This is a genomic window from Lachnotalea glycerini, assembly GCF_003201285.1.
GTDB classification, from domain to species: domain Bacteria; phylum Bacillota; class Clostridia; order Lachnospirales; family Lachnospiraceae; genus Lachnotalea; species Lachnotalea glycerini.
Map to the genome: position 1 here is coordinate 66,045 of NZ_QICS01000007.1, position 21,203 is coordinate 87,247.

The 21,203-nt window shown below is 35.1% G+C and carries 18 protein-coding genes and 1 riboswitch; of the genes, 3 read left to right on the plus strand and 15 right to left on the minus strand.

Going from position 1 to position 21,203, the window contains the following annotated elements:
- Positions 1 to 22: 22 nt before the first annotated feature.
- The 6 genes from hflX to dapA all read right to left on the minus strand — a co-directional run bounded on the left by hflX (position 23) and on the right by dapA (position 7,243).
- Positions 23 to 1,273, minus strand: a complete 1,251-nt coding sequence (gene hflX, locus C8E03_RS13510; protein ID WP_110291270.1) for a GTPase HflX — start codon at positions 1,271 to 1,273, stop codon at positions 23 to 25.
- A gap of 20 nt (positions 1,274 to 1,293) precedes the next feature.
- The gene (locus C8E03_RS13515) at positions 1,294 to 2,346 is read right to left on the minus strand and encodes a tetratricopeptide repeat protein (RefSeq protein WP_170122999.1); all 1,053 of its coding nucleotides are present in this window, start codon (positions 2,344 to 2,346) and stop codon (positions 1,294 to 1,296) included.
- Positions 2,347 to 2,509: 163 nt separating this feature from the next.
- On the minus strand, positions 2,510 to 4,003 hold the full coding sequence (gene galT / locus C8E03_RS13520) for a UDP-glucose--hexose-1-phosphate uridylyltransferase (protein ID WP_110291272.1): 1,494 nt from the start codon (positions 4,001 to 4,003) through the stop codon (positions 2,510 to 2,512).
- A 41-nt stretch (positions 4,004 to 4,044) separates the two neighbouring features.
- Positions 4,045 to 5,208: a galactokinase gene (locus C8E03_RS13525; RefSeq protein ID WP_094379064.1), complete on the minus strand. Its 1,164-nt coding sequence runs from the start codon at positions 5,206 to 5,208 to the stop codon at positions 4,045 to 4,047.
- A gap of 351 nt (positions 5,209 to 5,559) precedes the next feature.
- Positions 5,560 to 6,315 carry a 4-hydroxy-tetrahydrodipicolinate reductase gene (gene dapB, locus C8E03_RS13530; protein WP_094379062.1) on the minus strand — a complete coding sequence of 252 codons (756 nt, stop codon included), beginning with the start codon at positions 6,313 to 6,315 and terminating at the stop codon, positions 5,560 to 5,562.
- Positions 6,316 to 6,352: 37 nt separating this feature from the next.
- A complete protein-coding gene (dapA, locus tag C8E03_RS13535) occupies positions 6,353 to 7,243 on the minus strand; it encodes a 4-hydroxy-tetrahydrodipicolinate synthase (RefSeq protein WP_094379060.1) in 891 nt (296 codons plus the stop codon).
- Between the two features lie 301 nt (positions 7,244 to 7,544).
- A riboswitch (Lysine riboswitch) is annotated at positions 7,545 to 7,722 on the minus strand.
- Positions 7,723 to 7,934: 212 nt separating this feature from the next.
- Here dapA and C8E03_RS13540 point away from each other — a divergent pair.
- From C8E03_RS13540 to C8E03_RS13550, 3 genes are read left to right on the plus strand one after another with little or no spacing between them, the layout of a single operon-like run.
- The gene (locus tag C8E03_RS13540) at positions 7,935 to 9,086 is read left to right on the plus strand and encodes an NAD(P)-dependent malic enzyme (RefSeq protein WP_094379058.1); all 1,152 of its coding nucleotides are present in this window, start codon (positions 7,935 to 7,937) and stop codon (positions 9,084 to 9,086) included.
- A gap of 2 nt (positions 9,087 to 9,088) precedes the next feature.
- Positions 9,089 to 10,018 carry a TIGR01212 family radical SAM protein gene (locus C8E03_RS13545; RefSeq protein WP_110291273.1) on the plus strand — a complete coding sequence of 310 codons (930 nt, stop codon included), beginning with the start codon at positions 9,089 to 9,091 and terminating at the stop codon, positions 10,016 to 10,018.
- A 38-nt stretch (positions 10,019 to 10,056) separates the two neighbouring features.
- Positions 10,057 to 10,572, plus strand: a complete 516-nt coding sequence (locus tag C8E03_RS13550) for a DUF4364 family protein (protein ID WP_094379054.1) — start codon at positions 10,057 to 10,059, stop codon at positions 10,570 to 10,572.
- Between the two features lie 37 nt (positions 10,573 to 10,609).
- On the opposite strand, the gene C8E03_RS13555 is transcribed toward C8E03_RS13550, so the two are convergent.
- The 9 genes from C8E03_RS13555 to C8E03_RS13595 all read right to left on the minus strand — a co-directional run bounded on the left by C8E03_RS13555 (position 10,610) and on the right by C8E03_RS13595 (position 21,140).
- Positions 10,610 to 11,929 (minus strand): replication-associated recombination protein A, encoded by a 1,320-nt coding sequence (locus tag C8E03_RS13555; RefSeq protein ID WP_110291274.1) that lies wholly within the window; start codon positions 11,927 to 11,929, stop codon positions 10,610 to 10,612.
- A 31-nt stretch (positions 11,930 to 11,960) separates the two neighbouring features.
- The gene (locus C8E03_RS13560; RefSeq protein ID WP_094379050.1) at positions 11,961 to 12,650 is read right to left on the minus strand and encodes a polysaccharide deacetylase family protein; all 690 of its coding nucleotides are present in this window, start codon (positions 12,648 to 12,650) and stop codon (positions 11,961 to 11,963) included.
- Positions 12,651 to 12,720: 70 nt separating this feature from the next.
- Positions 12,721 to 12,894, minus strand: a complete 174-nt coding sequence (locus C8E03_RS13565; protein ID WP_094379048.1) for a DUF4250 domain-containing protein — start codon at positions 12,892 to 12,894, stop codon at positions 12,721 to 12,723.
- 19 nt (positions 12,895 to 12,913) lie between these two features.
- Positions 12,914 to 13,987, minus strand: coding sequence for an HD-GYP domain-containing protein (locus tag C8E03_RS13570; protein ID WP_094379046.1), 1,074 nt, complete (start codon positions 13,985 to 13,987; stop codon positions 12,914 to 12,916).
- A 231-nt stretch (positions 13,988 to 14,218) separates the two neighbouring features.
- Complete coding sequence (gene clpB, locus C8E03_RS13575) at positions 14,219 to 16,804, minus strand: ATP-dependent chaperone ClpB (protein WP_094379044.1); 2,586 nt, start codon at positions 16,802 to 16,804, stop codon at positions 14,219 to 14,221.
- 283 nt (positions 16,805 to 17,087) lie between these two features.
- Positions 17,088 to 18,947 carry a heavy metal translocating P-type ATPase gene (locus C8E03_RS13580; protein WP_207657806.1) on the minus strand — a complete coding sequence of 620 codons (1,860 nt, stop codon included), beginning with the start codon at positions 18,945 to 18,947 and terminating at the stop codon, positions 17,088 to 17,090.
- Positions 18,948 to 18,967: 20 nt separating this feature from the next.
- On the minus strand, positions 18,968 to 19,213 hold the full coding sequence (locus tag C8E03_RS13585) for a cation transporter (protein ID WP_330410822.1): 246 nt from the start codon (positions 19,211 to 19,213) through the stop codon (positions 18,968 to 18,970).
- Between the two features lie 11 nt (positions 19,214 to 19,224).
- Positions 19,225 to 19,605 (minus strand): ArsR/SmtB family transcription factor, encoded by a 381-nt coding sequence (locus tag C8E03_RS13590; protein WP_334294028.1) that lies wholly within the window; start codon positions 19,603 to 19,605, stop codon positions 19,225 to 19,227.
- A 284-nt stretch (positions 19,606 to 19,889) separates the two neighbouring features.
- Positions 19,890 to 21,140, minus strand: coding sequence for a hypothetical protein (locus tag C8E03_RS13595; protein WP_110291275.1), 1,251 nt, complete (start codon positions 21,138 to 21,140; stop codon positions 19,890 to 19,892).
- Between the last annotated feature and the right edge of the window lie 63 nt (positions 21,141 to 21,203).

Here is a 21,203-nt window from a genome sequence, read left to right on the forward strand (position 1 = left end):
TACTTGACAAGGGCGAAAACTCTCAATTTACAACTGTTTCATAGATTTTCAAGGGTACATACGCTTTAACATATATACCATCGCTTTTGTAATCTTCCTCCAAAAGTTCTCCATATTTTCTAATTAACTGAATTTTTCCTGCTTGGCTATAAGGAAATAAACGCTCAACCAGAATATTTTTCTGTCTCAACATTTCTTCCAACTCATTTTGGAGCAAATCAAGCCCTTCTCCGTGTTTTGCCGAAACATGAAGTGTTTTATCCGCGCGAAAATCTCTTAAAGAAGCTATTTCATTCAATTTATCCTGCTTATTAAACAACGTTATGACAGGCTTATCCTTAATCTCCAGATTATTAAGCGTCTCATATACAATATGCATTTGCTTTTCCATATGAGGATTAGAGGCATCAACAACATGAATAATCATATCCGAATATTTCGCTTCTAATAACGTACTTTTAAAAGCTTCAATCAAATGATGAGGAAGCTTTCTTATAAAACCTACCGTATCCGTAATCAAAATCTGCTGTTTACTAGGAAGCTCCAATAAACGTGTGGTTGGATCCAGTGTTGCAAAAAGCTTGTCCTCTTCAAGTACTCCTGCTCCTGTCAGCGTATTCAAAAGAGTGGATTTGCCCGCATTTGTATAACCAACAATAGCCGCCACAGGGATTTTATTTTTGCTTCTTTGTCCTCTTGTCACTTCTCTGTGTCGTTGCATTTCATCTAGCTCTCTTTTAAGCTGTGCAATTCGATCCTTGGCTAGTCTTCGATCCATTTCAAGTTTTTTCTCTCCAGGTCCTCTTGTTCCGATTCCCCCTCCCAGCCTTGACAAGGAGCTTCTTAATCCTACCATACGAGCTAAGCTATATTTTAGCTGTGCCAGCTCAACTTGTATCTTTCCCTCACTGGTAGTTGCTCTTTTGGCAAAAATATCAAGAATAACCAAAGTTCTGTCCATTACTTTCGTATCTAACATTTCTTCCAGATTTCTAAGCTGTGCTGGTGATAATTCATCATCACACACTACTCCGGTAGCATCTAGCTCATTAATCATTAATCTTATTTCTTCGATTTTACCTTTTCCTATATAAGTTCCCGGGTGGATGCTCTCTCTATTTTGAATCACAGTTGCAATTGGCTGCGCATTTGCTGTTTTAACCAAATCTGCCAGTTCTTCCAAGGATTCCTCTGTGTCATCACCCTCTTGAGAGCTGACTCCAATTAAAATTACTTTTTCCTTTATTTCATCTGTTTCTATCATATTAGACAATTAATTTACCTCACTTAATTCTATCTTGTTTTTAAAAAGTCATACTCTCTTTTTGCTGTATTATCATTTGGATACAGATTCAAATATTCCTGCATCTTTTGAGCAGCAGTCTCAAAATCACTTAAATATTCATAGGAAACAATTTCATTAAACAATAGTTCCTGCATAGAATCACTTTCATTAAGAGCAATACCGGATTGAAAGTTTGTCAAAGCCTCCTGATAGCTTTCATTTTCCATATTACACATACCAATCATATTGTACACAGTACCAAGCCCTTCCTTGCTTTCACCAGCAGCAATGTATTCTTCGTAAAGTCCCACAGCTGTAGCATTATCCTTTAAAAGCTGGTACACCTTACCAAGATAAAGAAGCGCCTGTTTGTTCCCTGCCTCCTTAGACTTATTTAACTGAGTCAATGCATTTTCAGTATCTCCCAAATAGTAGTAAATCATTCCCTTTTTCAAGCCGTCATCTTTACTGTCTTTGATTTCCAATGCTTTCTTTAAGTAATCCTGCCCCTGAGTTGTATAGCCTTTATTATCCAGATTATTAAATATGTTCACATACATCTCATATTCGTCTGAATCACTTTGAATTGCCTTATCAAAATCACTGATTGCACTCTCCAGATTTCCATCTGCCAAATATACGGTTCCTCGTAAATAATATGCGTTGGCATCCTCCTCATCAAAGGCTAATATATTCGTATAGGTTTGTATTGCACCTTCTCTGTCACTGTTTTTATATTGTGCTAACGCAAGATAATAAGACGTATCAATTTCTAAATCATTTACCTTTCCTGTTGCCTTTTTTAGCGCAAGCTTTAGATTTTCAATTGCTGTTTCATATTCACCTTTTCCAATATAGGCGATCCCTTTGCCCCGAAATACCAATTGCTCATCCTCTCCATTACTGGCAGCCGTTTCAAAATATGTCAATGCTTCATCATAACTTTTATTTTCTATCGCGTTTATACCTTGCTCTGTAAAGGATGTCTCCTGATTAGATTTTTGGCTGCATCCGTTAAGCGTAAGCAAAATAAAAATCAAAATTGTTATATATTTCTTCATTGTTTCCTCCATTAATGCCTTGTTTCTAATCTCTTGTAAAAATCATCAACGCTATTATACCATTTATTCCATAAGAAATACATCATTTAATTTGGAAAAAGCCCCACACTGTTTTAAATCAGCGTGAAGCTTATTGACCATGAACTTCTATAGAATAATTATTTTATAATGACTTGATAAAGCGCTTAAAAGCAAGCCGTCCTTTCTCATCACATTTGAAAACACCTGCATCCTCTAACACTTTTGTAAAAACAATTCCAATTTCTTTCATTAATATTTCCATTATATTATCTTGATTGATTTCACGATACTTTGGAATAAATTCTTCCACCCAATCAACATGCTTTTTAATTAAATCATTTTGGCTGATATCTTTTTTATCAAGAATGTAATTGGCTAATTCCTGCATTTCGTCTTTTAACCTTGCCGGCAAAACAGCCAGTCCCATCACTTCTATTAAGCCTATATTTTCTTTTTTAATATGATGAAGCTCATTATGTGGATGATACAGACCTAATGGACATTCCTTCGTCGTTATATTATTTCGAAGTGTCAAATCTAACTCAAACATTTCTTCTTTTTTTCTGGCTATTGGAGTTATCGTGTTATGTGGCTCATCATTCGTATAGGCATATACAAAGGCTTCTTCGTCTGTATATTCTCGCCACTTTTTAAGAATATAATCTCCAATCTCCACTAACCGGCTAGTTTCCTTTGAACGAACCCGAATAACAGATAATGGCCATCTCACAATTCCAACCTCAATATCTTCAAACCCTTTGATTTGATAATACTGCTCCATAGGTGCTTTTGCCATAGCAAACTCATAATTGCCGCCCTGAAAATGATCATGACTTAGTATGGAACCCCCAACAATTGGTAAGTCTGCATTTGAGCCAATAAAATAGTGTGGAAACAGTTTAATAAAATCAAATAATTTTTTAAACGTGGTTTTTTCTACTTTCATTGGAATATGCTCTCCATTGAAAATGATGCAATGCTCATTATAATATACATAGGGTGAATATTGAAATCCCCACTGGCTATTATTAATCTGAATTGGAATAATCCTATGATTTTGCCTTGCCGGATGGTTGATTCTCCCTGCATATCCCTCATTTTCCTTACACAATAAGCACTTTGGATAGCCTCCTTGCTTTGCATTCTTTGCTGCTGCAATTGCTTTTGGATCTTTTTCAGGTTTAGAAAGATTAATGGTAATATCTAAATCTCCATATCTGGTATTCGCTACCCATTTTATATCCTTGCTGACTCGATAACGCCTAATATAGTTACTATCTTGACTAAACTGATAAAAATAATCAGTCGCTTTTTTAGGCGAATCTTTATAACATGTTTGAAATTTATGAATCACTTCACTTGGCCTTGGCAAAAGTACATTCATAAGTTTCGTTTCAAATAAATCTCTGGTCGCGGTTCCATTATCATCAATAATCTTTTGTTCAAAGGCATAATTACAGATTGCTTTAAGCACTTCTTCTAAATCAATATCTGTATACTCCTTCTCCGGTTCTTCGTATTCGTTTAATCTAAGAATTTCAAGTAACTGATTGGTTGCATAAATCTTATCCTCTGTCTTAAGCAAACCTGTTTCGATCCCATAAGACACAAGCTTTTTTATATATCTGTTTATCATGATATTCTCCCTTATAGAACAGCTTAAAAAAATTGTAAGCTTTAAATTTCTCTTGCCCCATCTCCAATATCCACCACATAAAAATCTGCTGCATATCCAATATTTTTTAAATATTTTTCTCCAACCGCCTTCACAAAACCGTCCACCTTATCGTTTTCTACGATGCTGACTGTACAGCCTCCAAATCCAGCACCAGTCATTCTTGATCCAATCACACCCTCCTGCTCCCATGCTGCTTCTACTAAAGTATCCAGTTCTTTTCCTGTTACCTCATAGTCATCTCTAAGAGAAACATGTGATTCATTCATCAGCTTACCAAAAAGCGCTATATTATTTTCTTTTAATGCATTTACTGCCTTTATTGTTCTTTGATTTTCATAAACTGCATGCTTTGCCCTTTTTCGTCTTATTGGGTCTTTAATAGCAGACTGGACTTCCTCAAATTCATCTTCTGTTAACTCACCTAACGCTTTGATATCTCTAATTTGTTGAATTTCAGCTAAGGCAGCCTCGCTTTCCATTCTTCTTTCATTATATTTGGAATCTCCTAAGCCTCGCTTTTTGTTACTGGAGGCAATTATAATCTTACTATTTTCCAATTTAATTGGTGCATATTCATAAGTTAAATTACTGGTATCTAAGAAAATGGCATGATCCTTTTTCCCCATCGCGCTGGAAAACTGATCCATAATTCCGCAATTGACTCCGTTAAAGTGATTCTCCGCATATTGGCTGATTAATGCAATATCCACCATATTAACATCAAAGTCTAGCATATCCTTTATTATCACTGCGGTTACCACTTCAACGGAAGCAGAAGAGGAAAGACCCGATCCATTTGGAATATTACCAAACAAAAGAAGATCAAATCCATTCTCTATTATAAAGCCTTTCTCCTTAAACGCCCACATTACCCCCTTTGGATAATTGGTCCAGTCTGCACTTTTGTCATGCACCAGACTATCTAAATCAGATTCTATTATTCCTAGCTGTTCAAAATTCATGGAATAAAATCGAAGCTTATGATCCTCTCTTTTTCTGACAATTGCATAAGTACCAATTGTCAATGCACATGGAAAAACATGTCCACCATTATAATCTGTGTGCTCTCCAATTAAATTTACTCTTCCTGGTGCAAAATAAGTTTTTATTATTCCTTCACTGCCAAAAATGTCTTTAAACTGTTTCACTAATTTTTGTTTCATTCTTCTGCTCCTTATTTTTTTCTGTTTTAAAACACATTTTATGTTATTAATTGTATTATATCACATTTTATTTACTTGTAAATACGAAATTACATTACATTTTCAAACCGGTATTTTCTTAATAAATTTATTCTTTATTTGTTAGTATTCAAGAAAGCGGACAAGTTCTTTCCTATGAAAGGATAAAGTGAACAAGTCCGCATCCTGCGAAGCATTTTTATGTAATAGGACGCAATTTCTTATTACATAAAAAATAAGGGCTGTCGCGCTAACTGATTGCTAGTGCGACTCCCTTATTCTGTTTCTATAAGCTATATTAATTTAATCAAGAGTTGTAGTGGATTTGATAATTTATCCTATCACGTCACTCATGTCATATAAGCCTGGCGCTTTTCCTGAAAGAAATTTAGCGGCCTCTACAGCTCCCTTTCCAAAAACAGCCTTTGAATAAGCAGTATGCTTTATTTCAATTACTTCGTCTGTCCCTGCAAATAATACTTCATGCTCTCCAACAATGGTACCACCTCTAACGACACTGATACCGATTTCTTTCTTCTCGCGTTTCTTGCGCTCTAAACTTCTGTCATATATATATTCATATTCATTATCTAATACTTGATTGATGGAATCTGCCAAGGCAAGTGCTGTTCCACTTGGTGCATCAACTTTTTGATTATGATGCTTTTCAATGATTTCCACATCATATCCTGCTGGTACAAATACCTTAGTAGCATCTTGCAGAAGTTTTAGCAGTGTATTGACTCCCAAAGACATATTAGCTGATTTCAATATAGCCACTCTCTTACTGTCCTCTTGAATTCTCTTAAGTTGTTCCTCTGATAAACCCGTTGTGCATAGAACTACCGGTATGTTTTTTGATGTACTATAGTCTAATAGTGCATCTACCGCTTTTGATGATGCAAAATCAATCATTACATCCGCCTCAATATTGCATTTTGCTAAGCTATTAAATACCGGGTAGTCATTTTTTTGTTCCCCATTAATATCAATCCCCGCAACAATGGTACTAAACTCATCATTTTTAACAATTTCTGAAATAACCTGACCCATATGTCCGTTACATCCGTGCATTATAATCTTTATCATATTATTACCTCTCAATTGTAGCTATATAAATTAAGCTTTATGCTAATTTAAGACCAAACTCTCTCATTGCGTCAGCAAGTTTTTTAGCATGTGCTTCTTCCATTTCAGTTAATGGCATTCTTAATGGTCCAACTTTCATTCCCATCAGATTCATAGCCTTTTTTACAGGAATCGGATTTACTTCACAGAATAGCTGTTCGATTAAAGGTAATGCCTTGAGCTGCAATTTGCGACTTTTTTCTATCTTATTGTCAAGATACATAGCAACGATATCGTGAGTTTCCTGTGGTGCGATATTAGAAAGTACAGAAATAACGCCAAGCCCACCTAGGGATAATAATGGAACAATTTGATCATCATTGCCTGAATATAAATCAATGTCTCCATTCGTAAGATGCATCAGTTTCGTTACTTGTGAAATATTTCCACTTGCTTCCTTAATCGCAACAATATTATCTACTTCCTTTACAAGCTTAGCTGCTGTTTCTGGAAGAATATTACATCCTGTTCTGCTTGGAACGTTGTACATTACAATCGGTATATTAATATTCTTAGCAATTGTCGTATAATGAGCAATGAGACCATTTTGAGTAGCCTTGTTGTAATAAGGCGTTACGATTAATACTCCGTCTGCCCCGTGTTGCTGCGCTTCTTTTGAAAGATAAATTGCTGTATCAGTACAATTAGAGCCTGTTCCCGCAATAACCGGAACTCTTTTTTTAGTTCTGTCAACCGCCACCTTAATGCATTCTAAATGCTCTTCATGGGTAAGGGTGGAAGCTTCTCCTGTTGTCCCACAAATAACTATCGAATCTGTTCCATTGTCAATTTGAAAATCGATAATCTCCTCTAATTTTTCGAAATTTACATCCCCATTATCTTTAAATGGTGTAATAATTGCTACACCTGCTCCTTTAAAAATAGCCATGCCTAATATCCTCCTTAAATTAACCTATTCACTTAATTAATCTGGTAATATAGTCTATCCATTCAATAATATTTTTGTGCATCCTGCAAAAAACAAAGTGTCTCGCAGACACTCGCGCGCCCAAGTGGATTGCAAAGCAATGACATTCCTTTTTGCGAGATGCGCATTTTAACACGTAGTGCCTTTTATTTAATAGGAATCAAAGCTTTTATACGTTACCATAACAAGGTCTTTCCTATGAAATAAAAAAAGAGCCGACGCGGTGCATCAGACTCCAAAAAGATTTCTTTTTCAGTACTTTCTTCCAGATAGCGCACCATCTTAAATTTAAGATGACAGTCATACAATTATTTATCGCATGCCCAGCAAAATATACACAGGATATATATTACTTCGGCGTTTTTCCCTTTCAATTACCCTCCTCTATGCCTGACATATCAGATAATTTACTCATGTTAAACGCAACCTCTACCAAAGCAGTTTATTACTGCTACCTTATTAAGTTGTTTTAACTATAACATTATTCATATCGGCTGTCAATAAGCATTTATGCATTGAATGCATAATTACCCATTTCTTGTAGTGATATTCTTAGTTTCATCCTTGATTTGGTTGAAAGTAAATGATATTATTATTCTAATGACAAAGTATTAAACAATATAATTTCGCATTTGCGAAAATGGAGGATATTATGACAACAAATGAAAAAGCTTTACTTCTTCATGAAAAATGGAATGGCAAGCTTGAAACCGTATCGAAAACACCTGTCAAATCACGAGAAGACCTAAGTCTTGCTTACACCCCTGGTGTAGCGGAACCCTGTAAAGTGATTGCTAAGGATCGGGAGGCTGCCTACAAATATACTATCAAATCAAATATGGTAGCCGTCGTATCGGATGGAAGCGCGGTTTTGGGTCTTGGAAATATCGGTCCTTACGCTGCCATGCCGGTTATGGAGGGAAAGGCTGTATTGTTCAAAGAATTTGGTAATGTAAACGCATTTCCTATCTGTCTTGATACACAGGATACAGAAGAGATCATCAAGACTGTGGTAAACATCGCTCCTGCCTTTGGTGGAATCAATCTTGAGGATATCTCTGCTCCCCGCTGTTTTGAAATTGAAGAACGTCTAAATGATTTGCTCGATATTCCTGTCTTTCATGATGATCAACATGGTACTGCCATTGTAGTATTAGCTGGAATCATTAATGCTTTAAAGGTTACGGGTAAAAATAAGGAAACCTGTCGTGTGGTAGTAAATGGTGCTGGTTCTGCTGGTATTGCCATCACGAAGCTTTTATTGACCTATGGCTTTCAAAATATTACAATGTGTGACAAATGTGGTATGATATCAAAAGATACTATGGATTTAAATTGGATGCAGCAAAATATGACAGAAGTTACAAACCTTTCCAATCAGTCAGGAAGCTTAGCCGATGCATTAAAAGGTGCCGATATTTTTGTTGGAGTATCTGCTCCTAACATTGTAACTGCCGAGATGGTAACCTCTATGAATCAAGATGCAATCCTTTTTGCAATGGCCAATCCAATACCGGAGATTATGCCTGATATTGCAAAGGCTGCCGGTGCAAAAGTAGTTGGGACCGGACGTTCGGACTTTCCCAACCAGGTAAATAACGTAGTCGCTTTTCCTGGTATTTTCAAAGGCGCTTTAGAAGGTCGAGCTGAGAGAATTACAGAGGAAATGAAATTAGCTGCTGCGAATGCGATCGCTGGCTTAGTGTCTGATGAGAATTTAAACGAAGATAATATTATGCCGGAGGCATTTGATCCACGTGTTGCTGACGTAGTCAGTAAAGCCGTTAAGGATCATATTAAATAATTATGTTCAAGAATCAGGCATGGAACGAAAAACGGTATTTCTCATTGGACAGCTATTTAAAGAATACTTACGGCGAGAAGATATATAAGCTGTCGCTAAATGGAGGTATGACTTGCCCCAACCGTGATGGTACGCTTGGAAACAATGGTTGCATTTTTTGCAGCGAGGGCGGTTCAGGGGATTTTGCAGCCAACCCTCTTCTTTCCATAACTGAGCAAATAGAAGAGGCAAAGGACTTGGTTAAGAGTAAGACGACTAGTCGAAGATTTATAGCTTACTTTCAGGCTTATACAAATACCTATGCACCAATTGAATATCTTCGTAAAATATTTTATGAAGCCATTTTTCATCCTGATATTGCTATTTTATCAATTGCTACAAGACCAGATTGCCTCAGTGATAATATTTTATTGCTTTTAGGCGAGCTCAATTGTATAAAGCCAGTTTGGATTGAACTGGGACTTCAAACAATACACGAAAAAAGTGCCCAATTAATAAGACGCGGCTATCCTTTATTCTGCTTAGAAGAAGCCGTTTTCAGACTGACTTCACTTCATATTAATGTAATTATTCATATTATATTGGGTCTTCCAAATGAAAGCTTTGAAGATATGCTTAAGACGGCTGATTACATTAGTAAATTACCAATTGGCGGAATTAAACTTCAATTACTTCATGTATTAAAAAATACCGATTTAGCTGACCTGTATTTTAATACAAATTTTCATATTTTATCTTTAGAAGAATATACTGATATAGTAATTAAAATTTTGGAACGTCTTCCTTCTGATATAGTAGTTCATCGAATTACAGGAGATGGTCCAAAAAATCTTTTAATAGAACCCTTGTGGAGCGCTGATAAAAAGCGAGTTTTAAATACTATTCACAAAGAATTTCGCTTAAGAGACACCTGGCAGGGTAAGCTTACATAATCTGCCACAATGCAGTCATGATATAGGAGGTATAATAGATGTCTGAACCACTAACACTTTACAAATTGATAGTTTTATATATGCTTGATAAGGTTAGCTTTCCGCTTACTGAGGCTCAAATAACAGATTTTATATTAGGAAAAGAATACACGACTTATTTTTCTCTCAGACAAGCAATTTCAGAACTTATTGATGCCGACCTAATTAAAGTTGAATCTTTTCGAAACAGTTCACATTATCATATAACTGAAGAAGGAACGAATACACTGGAGTACTTTGGAAATAAGATTTCTGCATCTATCGTAGCTGACATTGATGAATTTTTGACTACCAATCAATATTCTTTGCTTGATGAAGTCTCAACTACTGCTGACTATTATAAAACCACAAACAATGATTATGCAGTTGAATGCAAGGTGAAAGAAAAGAATTACGATTTAATCAGCCTGACTCTTACTGTTCCTACTAAAGAGCAGGCCAATTCAATATGCAATAACTGGAAAAACGAAAGTCAAGAAGTTTATGCTTATCTTATGGATAAGCTGATGAGATAACAGGCAGAAGCAAACGCTTCTGCCTGTTATTTAGAATCTATTCTTTTCTGATTTTTTTCATATGCTCTGTAATCTGTTTCTCATAGCCATTCAAGGTTGGTTGGTAAAATACCATATCTTCTAATCCATCCGGTAAATATTGCTGTTTTACATAGTTATCTGGAAAATTATGAGCATACTGATATCCATCTCCGTGCCCTAGCTTTGACGCTCCTTTATAATGAGCATCCTGCAAATGCTTTGGTATAGAGGCTGTTTTTGTTGCCTCCATAATCCCATAAGCCTTATCTATTGCTGTTATAGCCGCATTGCTCTTTGGTGCTGTTGCAATATAGGTAACTGCTTGTGCAAGAATGATTCTTGCTTCCGGCATACCAATACGCTCTGCCGCCTGTGAGGCGGCTACTGCTACACATAAAGCATTGGGGTCTGCATTGCCTACATCTTCTGATGCACATATCATAATTCTTCTGGCTATAAACGTGATACTTTCTCCTGCATACAACATTCTTGACAGATAATAAACGGCGGCATCCGGGTCTGATCCTCTCATACTTTTAATGAAAGCTGAAATAGTATCGTAGTGATTATCTCCCGATTTATCATATCGGACTACTCTTTTTTGAATACATTCCTCTGCTACCTCAAGTGTAATACGAATTTTACCATTTGAAGATTTCTCTGTAGTAAGAACTGCCAATTCAATCGCATTTAACGCACTTCTGGCATCCCCATTCGATATATCTGCCAAAAACTCTTTGGCATCCTCATCAATTTCTGCGTCATAAGCTCCCATTCCTCTTTCGCTGTCATATACGGCTCTTTCTATGAGCTTACTAATATCCGCTTTTGCAAGGGATTTTAATTCGAATACAATAGACCGTGATAGTAAAGCAGAATTAACCTCAAAATAAGGATTTTCTGTTGTGGCGCCAATTAAAATAAGAGTGCCGTCTTCCACAAATGGTAACAAATAGTCCTGCTGTCCTTTATTAAATCTATGAATCTCGTCCACGAACAGAATCGTCTTTTTACCATACATACCAAGATTATTCTTAGCCTGGTCCACTACAAGCTCCATATCCTTTTTTCCTGCTACAGTAGCGTTAATTTGCGTAAATTCGGCACTAGTTGTATTTGCAATTACCTTTGCTATTGTAGTCTTACCTGTTCCAGGAGGACCATAAAATATTATTGAACTTAGTTTATCCGCTTTGATGGCCCGATAAAGCAGTTTATCCTTACCTATGATATGCTGCTGTCCAACAATCTCCTCTAGCTTTGATGGCCTTAATCTGGCAGCAAGCGGTGACTCCTTTTGCAGCGTATTGTTTCTCATATAATCAAATAAATCCATTTGTCTTCTCCTTAAAATAAGCCTTTTGTTATTATAATATCATTTCCTCTACTGTTACAAACTCAAAGCCTTCACTTTGCAGTATATCTACAATCTTTAAAGCAGCAATAACTGACGTCTTATAATAATCATGCATTAATATGATATCACCATCTTTAATATCCTTTGTTCCATTTCTAACAATTTTCTCTACATTTTCTGTTGTCCAATCAAGTGTATCCACATTCCATAACACCGGTATCATATCTAAATTACATTCCAGATTCTTATCCCATTCACCAAACGCAGGTCGAATAAATTCCGGATATTCACCCGTTATTTTATATAATACTTCATTCGCTTTTACAATTTCTTCACATTGTTCCTTCAGGCTGATGATATTTAATTGAACATGATTGTATGTATGATTCCCAATAAGATGACCGTCATGATATATATTTTTCACAACCTCCGGACATTGTTCCGCATTTTTACCAATTACAAAAAAGGTTGCTTTTACATTTCTCTCCTTTAGCCCATCTAATAACTGCTGCGTATAAATCGGATGAGGACCATCATCAAAGGTTATTGCAATTTTTTTAGATTCATCCTTGCTTTTCGAGATTTCACTCTGCGTTTGTGTCACTAAATTCTGATTTTTGTTCCATGTAGTACTGACAGCAATCAATAATATGAATAAAGAGATATCAATCAATAAAAGAATACAGCATTTTAGTTTCATAATACAAGCCTTTTCTTAATTATTTCTATATTAATATATGTAGAATTAAATCATTTAATCACATAAAGCCCTAAACGAACTTGTTCAGGGCTTTATCGTATTCATAATCAATTGCTTTTAGCTGCTTAATGATATCCGATTGCATAATGTTCATGCTATTACACATTTCCTCTAAGCTTGGGTAAAAATCTCTTAGCTGTGTATTGACATAGCTAAGTAGTATGAACGGATCCTTTGGTAACATAACTGCCTCTTTCTGATTTCTATAATACTTCTTCTATTTCTAAATTTCTCTCCATATTCAAGTCAATGAAACCATATTTTGTTCTTATCAATGGTCTGCTTTTTTCTTGTTCATTGATCAAAATTATTTCACCTTCTATTCCATTTGTCAAGATAACCCTGTTATGCAAAAAGGTTTCACCTGTTTTTTCAATAAAAGGTAATAAAAACTTACTCTCAAATAGGTCATAACCCTCTCTCTTAAAATAATCGAAAAACTTAAATGGAGAATGAGATAAAATACGGTTTTTGGATGTCATATTATCATAAATATCTGCAATCGCAACAATTTGCGCATATTCACATATTTCCATAAGACCATAAGGATATCCGCTGCCATTTCTACGTTCATGATGCTGACATGCTACCTGCTTTACTCTTTCATCTAGATTCGTATTCTTTAAAATTTCATATCCTCTAATGGTATGAAGCTTCATTATCTCTTGTTCTGCCTGATTAAGCTCTGCTTCTCTTTTAAGATTTAGTTCTTCAAAAATAGGTATCTTACCAATATCATGTAAAAGACCTGATAATGTCAGAACCTCAATTTCCTCCTGACTCTTATTCAGCCATATTCCAAACATCATGCATATTATGGCAACATTATAGCTATGGGTATATGTTTCATCATCTCGTTGCTTCAAATTCCTTAACAAGCAAAATACTTGAGATTTACTGGAACTTTCCAAAATGAGCTGATTAATATTATTAAGTATTCGCTTCTGATCAATGTGCTCTGTACCATATACAATCTCATTAATTGCATCCTTGAATTCATGCACACTTTCCATATATTTTTGTTTGAATTCCTGAAATTCTAAGCTTTCTGTAATTTGAATGCCCTGCTCATTTCTTTCGTGCATTATGATTATGTCACTTATTTGATTATACACTTTAACTCTTTCAATCGAATAAAGTTTAAAACGTAAAATCGTTTTTTCTGAAATAGGAAGCTCGTGTGACACAATCAAATGCCCTCTGTTGTCATATACATCTTCTGCCACCACCATACCAGGATTAAGCTGATCTACCACTAATACACTCGTACTGTTCATTTCATCACCCAACTTTCTTTACGGGAAATATTAACACAGTTACTTTGTTAGACTTATTATACTACACTCAATAAAATTTGTCTTGAATTTCCTGATAAAATTGGGGTATTTTATAAGATTTTAGATTATTAGATATATTTCTAAGTAATAACAGCGAAACTTATATTTCACCGTTATTACTTATCTAAATACTTATTAATGAAAATACAGCCTTTACATTAATCCTTTACATTAATCCTTAACATAAGCATTTAACTCACCATCTCTGACTTCAATTACTATTTTGCTGCCTGCCAATACCTGATCTGCCAATATTAGTTTTGCTGCAAGCGTTTCTACGTGCTTTTGTAAATATCTTTTTAAGGGTCTTGCTCCATAAACTGAATCATATCCATGCTCTACAATAAAAGCTTTTGCATCTTCTGTAATTTCTATAGTAAGTTCTTTATCTGCTAACCGTTTGTTTAAATCGTCTGCCAGCAGATTAATAATGGCTTTAATGTCTTTCTTTGTCAAAGGCTTAAACATAATAATCTCATCTAATCTGTTTAGAAATTCAGGTTTAAAATGTGCTCTTAGTTCCTCCATCACCATGTTGATATTTTGCTTTTTTATATCGCCTTCTTCATTAATTCCGTCCAGCAAATATCCTGAACCAATATTGGAAGTCATAATTAAAATCGTATTTTTAAAGTCTACGCATCTTCCTTGTGAGTCAGTTATTCTACCATCATCCAATACTTGCAGCAATATATTAAATACATCAGGATGTGCCTTTTCTATTTCATCAAATAATACTACGGAATATGGCTTTCTCCTAACAGCCTCTGTCAACTGCCCGCCTTCCTCATAACCTACATAACCTGGAGGTGCTCCAATCAATCTGGAAACAGAATATTTTTCCATATATTCACTCATATCAATTCTTACCATATTTTGTTCATTATCAAATAACGTTTCAGCCAACGCCTTCGCAAGCTCAGTTTTACCTACACCTGTAGGGCCAAGGAAAATGAATGAGCCGATTGGCTTTGTAGGGTCTTTTATTCCGGCTTTGGAACGAATAATCGCCTCCGTAACTTTCGTCACTCCCTCTTCTTGCCCAATCACTCTCTTATGAAGTTCCTTATCAAGATTTAGTGTCTTGCTTCTCTCACTTTCTGTCAGTTTAACCACTGGAATGCCAGTCCACCTGGAAATTATTTTTGCAATTTCTTCTTCTGTGACACTTTCATGTACTAAAGATAGGTCTGTATTTTTAACCTTTTCTTCCTCAATAGCGAGCTGCTGTTCTAATTTGGGCAACTTGCCATATTGCAATTCTGCAGCTTTATTTAAATCATAATTACGTTGCGCTATTTGAATTTGTTTATTCATATCTTCAATTTCTTCACGTAATTTCCGTAATTTCTCAACCGCATTCTTTTCATTATCCCATTTTGCTTTCATATTAGTGAATTCATCTTTTAACTCGGCAAGCTCCTTTTGTAAGCTTTCCAGACGTTCCTTACTTAATCGGTCTGTTTCTTTCTTAAGTGCAGCCTCTTCAATCTCCATTTGCATTACTCTTCTTGCCAATTCATCTAACTCCGTCGGCATAGAGTCCAACTCCGTTTTAATTAGGGCACACGCTTCGTCTACTAAATCAATCGCTTTATCCGGTAAAAATCTCTCTGATATATATCGGTTAGACAATACGGATGCGCTGACAAGTGCTGAATCTGTGATTTTCACTCCATGGAACACCTCATAACGTTCCTTTAAGCCTCTTAAAATAGATATGGTATCCTCAACACTTGGTTCTTCCACTGTAACCGGCTGAAATCTTCGTTCCAGAGCCGCATCTTTCTCAATATACATTCTGTATTCGTCCAGTGTGGTTGCACCAATGCAATGAAGTTCTCCTCTTGCAAGCATTGGCTTAAGCATATTACCAGCATCCATAGAACCTTCGGTTTTACCAGCTCCCACTATAGTATGCAGCTCATCAATGAATAAAATAATCTGCCCTGAGCTTTTCTTAACTTCGTCCAGTACTGCCTTTAACCGCTCTTCGAATTCTCCTCTGTATTTTGCACCAGCAACTAATGCACCCATATCTAGGGCAAACAACTTTTTATCCTTTAATCCTTCCGGTACATCACCCCTGATAATTCTTTGCGCTAACCCCTCTACTACAGCTGTTTTACCAACACCAGGTTCTCCTATTAATACTGGATTATTCTTCGTTTTTCGAGATAAGATTCTGATAACATTACGTATTTCTCCATCTCGGCCAATCACAGGATCTAGCTTTTGATCTTTTGCACGTTCCACTAAATCATAACCATATTTTGTTAATGTATCATAGGTTGCTTCTGGGTTATCACTTGTTACCCTTTGATTTCCTCTGACCGTTGATAACACTTGTAAAAACCTCTCTCTAGTGATTCCATACTCTTTAAAAATTTCTTTTAAAGCACTGTTTGGATACTTAATAAGAGCCAAAAACAAATGTTCAACTGAAATATATTCATCTCCCATTTGCTTTGCTTCATCTTCAGCATGAATTAATACCTTATTTAAGCTTTGACCAATAAAAACCTGTCCTCCAGAAACTTTCACCCTTTTTTTTATATAATTTTGTGCAGTATTTAGAAAATGTTCTTTATTTATTTCCATCTTCTCAATCAGTTTAGATATAAGGCTATCTTCTTGTGTTAATAAACTGTATAGCAAATGCTCCTGATCTATTTCCTGATTCCCGTATTCAAATGCTAGCTTTTCACAATCATTGACTGCCTGAACTGATTTCTGAGTAAATTTGTTGATATTCATAACTACACCTCCTATATTTCTCAATCAAAATTGAATACCCTATATATGTTTGTTTGTTCTATAACTAATATAACACACTTTTTTGTAATGTCAACAGATTTTTAATTTTTTTAATGAATATTATATGTTAATTCTTCAGCTATATTCTCTATTTTATTATTATATTTTTTTGACTGACTAAATCTACATTGATCTTCCATCTATTCAATTTATAATGAATCATTTAGACATAAAATGAAGAGAAAGTATGTAAGGATTATGACCTACACACTTTCTCTTCATTTTAATTTTTTACTTTAAGAGCACGCATTGCATTTAAAATGGCAATCACGGATACTCCAACGTCTGCAAAAACTGCAGCCCACATCGTTGCTACTCCAAATGCCGCTAAAATTAATACGAGTATTTTTATCCCAATTGCAAAAACAATATTTTGTTTTACAATTCGAAGTGTCTTTTTAGAAATTTGCATCGCTTTTGCTATTTTTGACGGTTCGTCAGTAAGAATGACAATATCTGCTGCTTCAATCGCCGCATCTGAGCCAAGTCCTCCCATAGCAATACCAATATCGGCTCTTGCCAGTACTGGTGCATCGTTAATTCCATCACCTACAAATACCAATTTTCCATAATTCGTTTTTTGTTTAAATAGTTCTTCTACCTTATCCACCTTATCGCCAGGTAACAGTTCCGCATAGGCTTTGCTTATTCCAAGTTCTTTGGCTACAACTTCTCCTGCAAGTTCACTGTCTCCGGTAAGCATAACAATTTGTTTTACTCCTGAGGCCTTTAACAAATCAATTGCCATTCTTGAATCTTCCTTTACCTGATCGGCAATAATAATGCAGCCTGCATATTGATTATCCACTGCGATATGAACTAACGTACCCGCCACCTGAATATCATCAAAGTTCAGCTTTAGTTTGTTCATTAATTTAGCATTTCCAGCATATACAAGCAAACCGTCAATATTAGCCTTTACTCCATGTCCTGCTATTTCTTCTACCTCTTTCAGCATATGATTGTCAAGTTCTTTTCCATATGCACTCTTGAGTGCTTCCGCAATTGGATGATTAGAGTAGCTTTCTGCATAAGCTGCCAGCTTTATTATCTCTTCTTCACTGTAAGGTTTCTTATTTCTAATTTCCTTTACTTGAAAAGTACCTTTTGTAAGTGTACCTGTCTTATCAAATACCACTATTTCTGCATTTGCCAATGCCTCTAAATAGTTGCTTCCCTTAACCAAAACTCCACATCTTGAAGCTCCTCCAAGTCCACCAAAAAAGCTCAATGGAATTGAAATAACTAATGCACATGGACATGAAATAACCAAAAAAGATAATGCTCGATAAATCCAAGTCTCCCATTCTCCTACAATTAAGGATGGAATAACTGCTAACGAGACTGCGCAAATTACAACAATCGGCGTATAATATTTCGCAAACTTAGTGATAAAGTTCTCTGCCTCTGCCTTTTTACTGCTCGCATTTTCTACTAAATCAAGAATTTTACTAACTGTTGATTCTCCGAATTCTTTTATTACCTCGGCCTCAACTACCCCGTTGATATTAATACATCCACTGATTAATGTATCTCCAACCTCTATTTCTCTTGGCATTGATTCACCTGTCAATGCTCTTGTATCCAATGTTGTATTTCCTTTTAAAACCTTACAATCCAAAGGTACTTTCTCTCCCGGTTTAATGATGATAATATCACCTATTTCAGCTTCATCAGGATCAATTTGTTTAATGCTATCTCCATCCTTTAGATTTGCATATTCCGGATATATATCCATAAGATCTGTAATTGAATTTCTCGACTTTTCAACTGCATATGCCTGAAAGAGTTCTCCTACCTGATAAAATAGCATAACTGCTACCCCTTCTGGATATTCTCCAACCAAAAATGCTCCAATGGTTGCTATACTCATTAAAAAGTTTTCATCAAATACCTGGCCGGATAATATATTTTTCACAGCTCGTTTTACGATATCTCTTCCAATAATAACGTATGCAGCTAAGAAAATTATCAATTCAATATTGCTGTTTATTGAAATTATGGTGGGTAATATCGTTCCAACCAGGAATACAATTGCTGCAATTACAATATTTTGTAATTGATTTTTCATCTTCTTAGTCATAGTGCCATCCCTTTATCTACTTATTTTTCTTTCATAATTACATCCGGTTCTATTTTTTTAACAATTTTAACTGTTTCCTGAATTGCCTGTTCCATTTTATCTTCGTCTGCATCCAATACAAGCTTCTTTGTCATAAAGGTTACTGAAGCCTTATTGACAATATCCAACTCATTAATTGCATTCTCTATCTTTGCTGCACAATTCGCACAATCCAAATCCTCTAAAATATATATTTTTTTCATTATCTTTCCTTTCTGCTGCTTCATACAGTCTTTCCCTATTCACAAATATGTTCCATTCCTTGATTAATTATTGTTTTTATATGTCCATCTGATAAAGAGTAAAATACAGTCTTGCCTTCTCTCCTGAATTTCACAAGCTGCATTTGCTTTAACGTTCTTAGTTGGTGTGATATTGCTGATTGTGTCATATTAAGAAGATTTGCAATGTCACACACACACATCTCTGATTGAAATAAAACATATAATATCTTAATTCTTGTAGTATCTCCAAACACTTTAAAAAAATCGGCTAAGTCAATCAGCATTTCATCTGATGGCATTTGCTGTTCCACTTTCTCAATGATTTCTTCATGTACACAAATGTAGTCGCATTGCTCCACTTCATTTTCTTTCGACACTTTATTATCATCTATCACCTTATCATCTCCTTTCATATGAATACATGTTCATATGTTCATTTTAGCACTTTTCAAAAAATTGTCAACCATTTATTTTTTTTACCAAAGAATCTGCAGCACATCAATTCTTACCACTCAACTTAAGGTTCAGGTTTTTTATACAAAATGTGGCCCTAGTACTTTTAATAACTAGAAAATCCATCGAAACTTTCCTGTATATTAAAAAAAGAATATGTCAGCCAGACATTAACATCTTGCTGCATATTCCTTTTTTCTATCTTAGATTTAAATATTTTGATTTACTATTTCTTATAGTTTGAATTATATAATTCTAGAGTAAATGTATAATATGCTTTTGACTTATTTCTAAGTTTTACTTTTACAACTGTTTTGTAAGTACCAATACTCACTTCACCATTACCTGTAATTTTAGTTTCATTACCATATATTGTAGGTGTCTTGTATACAGTATACTTCTCTTCTGTTATTGTCCAACCACTGTTCTCATAACTTTGAACTAATACAGAATGGTCTGTTGTTTTAAATTTATAGTAGTTGTTCTTTGTCTTGCTTATTATATTTGAACCATCAATCTTAACCGCCTCTAATGGCTTTACTTTGCTTTTTACATTCAATGTATAAGAAATTGTGCTAACACTTCCATCCACTTTGGTTACAATACACTGAATCGTTGTAGAACCTTTTTTCTTTGGAGTAAGTATAGCCGTTCCATCACTTTCACTACTCTTTTTAACGGTTGCAACACTTGTATTACTGGATGACCAAATAGTTGATGCACCATTTGGAAAATTCTTAATGGATACTTCATTATTGGTAGTTTTAAGGAAAATGGTTTCTGATTTATTTGCAAAACTTGGCTTAGCAGTTGCACTTATTTTCTTCTTAAGAACTACTGTATAAGTAAAAGATTCATTACTGCTGTTTATTGCTGTAAAATAAACCTTTGTCTGGTAATTCCCGATTGGAACCTTATTGTTGCTTGGTACATCCTTAATTGCTTTTGTACTTGTGGCAGTATTATATACTTCATATTCTTTACTTACCAACGTCCAACCCTTATACATTTTCGTAGAAACTTTTACCTTTTTATTTGAAGTTTCGTATGTAATGGTTGAAGCTTTGGCTTTATGTTTGTTCTTTCCTTCAATGTAGATTTTTTTAAAAGGATTCGCTTTTTTTACTTTTATCTTGCAGGTTAATGTATAAGTTTTTTCTGATGAAACTACTGTACAAGTTACAGTAGCTGTTCCTGCTTTTTTAGGTAATAAAGTACATTCTACTCCTGTCTTTGAATTAGATTTCACCTTAAGAACTGATGTATTACTGGATGACCATGAGATTCTTTCAAGACCACTGGGAATATCTTGTACCTCCAAGGTATCCTGCGTATACAAAAATACGGTACCACTAGCTGAATTTAATGACGGTTTTGTAGCAGCAAATGAAGTTTTGGCTGGCACAAAAATTCCAGCTGCCAAAACAAATACGAATGTTAAAACAGTCAATACGGTTGATTTTTTTAAAAAACTCATAACTAATTTCTCCCTTCACGTTATATTTAACTATTAAAAAAGTATATAATTTTTTTACACAAT

What these genes read in the sequence shown, in the direction of transcription:
- C8E03_RS13515 (WP_170122999.1), bottom strand. Translation starts at nt 2,346, where the DNA reads ATGAAGAAATATATAACAATTTTGATTTTTATTTTGCTTACGCTTAAC.
- galT (WP_110291272.1), bottom strand. Translation starts at nt 4,003, where the DNA reads ATGATAAACAGATATATAAAAAAGCTTGTGTCTTATGGGATCGAAACA.
- C8E03_RS13525 (WP_094379064.1), bottom strand. Translation starts at nt 5,208, where the DNA reads ATGAAACAAAAATTAGTGAAACAGTTTAAAGACATTTTTGGCAGTGAA.
- dapB (WP_094379062.1), bottom strand. Translation starts at nt 6,315, where the DNA reads ATGATAAAGATTATAATGCACGGATGTAACGGACATATGGGTCAGGTT.
- dapA (WP_094379060.1), bottom strand. Translation starts at nt 7,243, where the DNA reads ATGGCTATTTTTAAAGGAGCAGGTGTAGCAATTATTACACCATTTAAA.
- C8E03_RS13540 (WP_094379058.1), top strand. Translation starts at nt 7,935, where the DNA reads ATGACAACAAATGAAAAAGCTTTACTTCTTCATGAAAAATGGAATGGC.
- C8E03_RS13545 (WP_110291273.1), top strand. Translation starts at nt 9,089, where the DNA reads ATGTTCAAGAATCAGGCATGGAACGAAAAACGGTATTTCTCATTGGAC.
- C8E03_RS13550 (WP_094379054.1), top strand. Translation starts at nt 10,057, where the DNA reads ATGTCTGAACCACTAACACTTTACAAATTGATAGTTTTATATATGCTT.
- C8E03_RS13555 (WP_110291274.1), bottom strand. Translation starts at nt 11,929, where the DNA reads ATGGATTTATTTGATTATATGAGAAACAATACGCTGCAAAAGGAGTCA.
- C8E03_RS13560 (WP_094379050.1), bottom strand. Translation starts at nt 12,650, where the DNA reads ATGAAACTAAAATGCTGTATTCTTTTATTGATTGATATCTCTTTATTC.
- C8E03_RS13565 (WP_094379048.1), bottom strand. Translation starts at nt 12,894, where the DNA reads ATGTTACCAAAGGATCCGTTCATACTACTTAGCTATGTCAATACACAG.
- C8E03_RS13570 (WP_094379046.1), bottom strand. Translation starts at nt 13,987, where the DNA reads ATGAACAGTACGAGTGTATTAGTGGTAGATCAGCTTAATCCTGGTATG.
- clpB (WP_094379044.1), bottom strand. Translation starts at nt 16,804, where the DNA reads ATGAATATCAACAAATTTACTCAGAAATCAGTTCAGGCAGTCAATGAT.
- C8E03_RS13580 (WP_207657806.1), bottom strand. Translation starts at nt 18,947, where the DNA reads ATGACTAAGAAGATGAAAAATCAATTACAAAATATTGTAATTGCAGCA.
- C8E03_RS13585 (WP_330410822.1), bottom strand. Translation starts at nt 19,213, where the DNA reads ATGAAGCAGCAGAAAGGAAAGATAATGAAAAAAATATATATTTTAGAG.
- C8E03_RS13595 (WP_110291275.1), bottom strand. Translation starts at nt 21,140, where the DNA reads ATGAGTTTTTTAAAAAAATCAACCGTATTGACTGTTTTAACATTCGTA.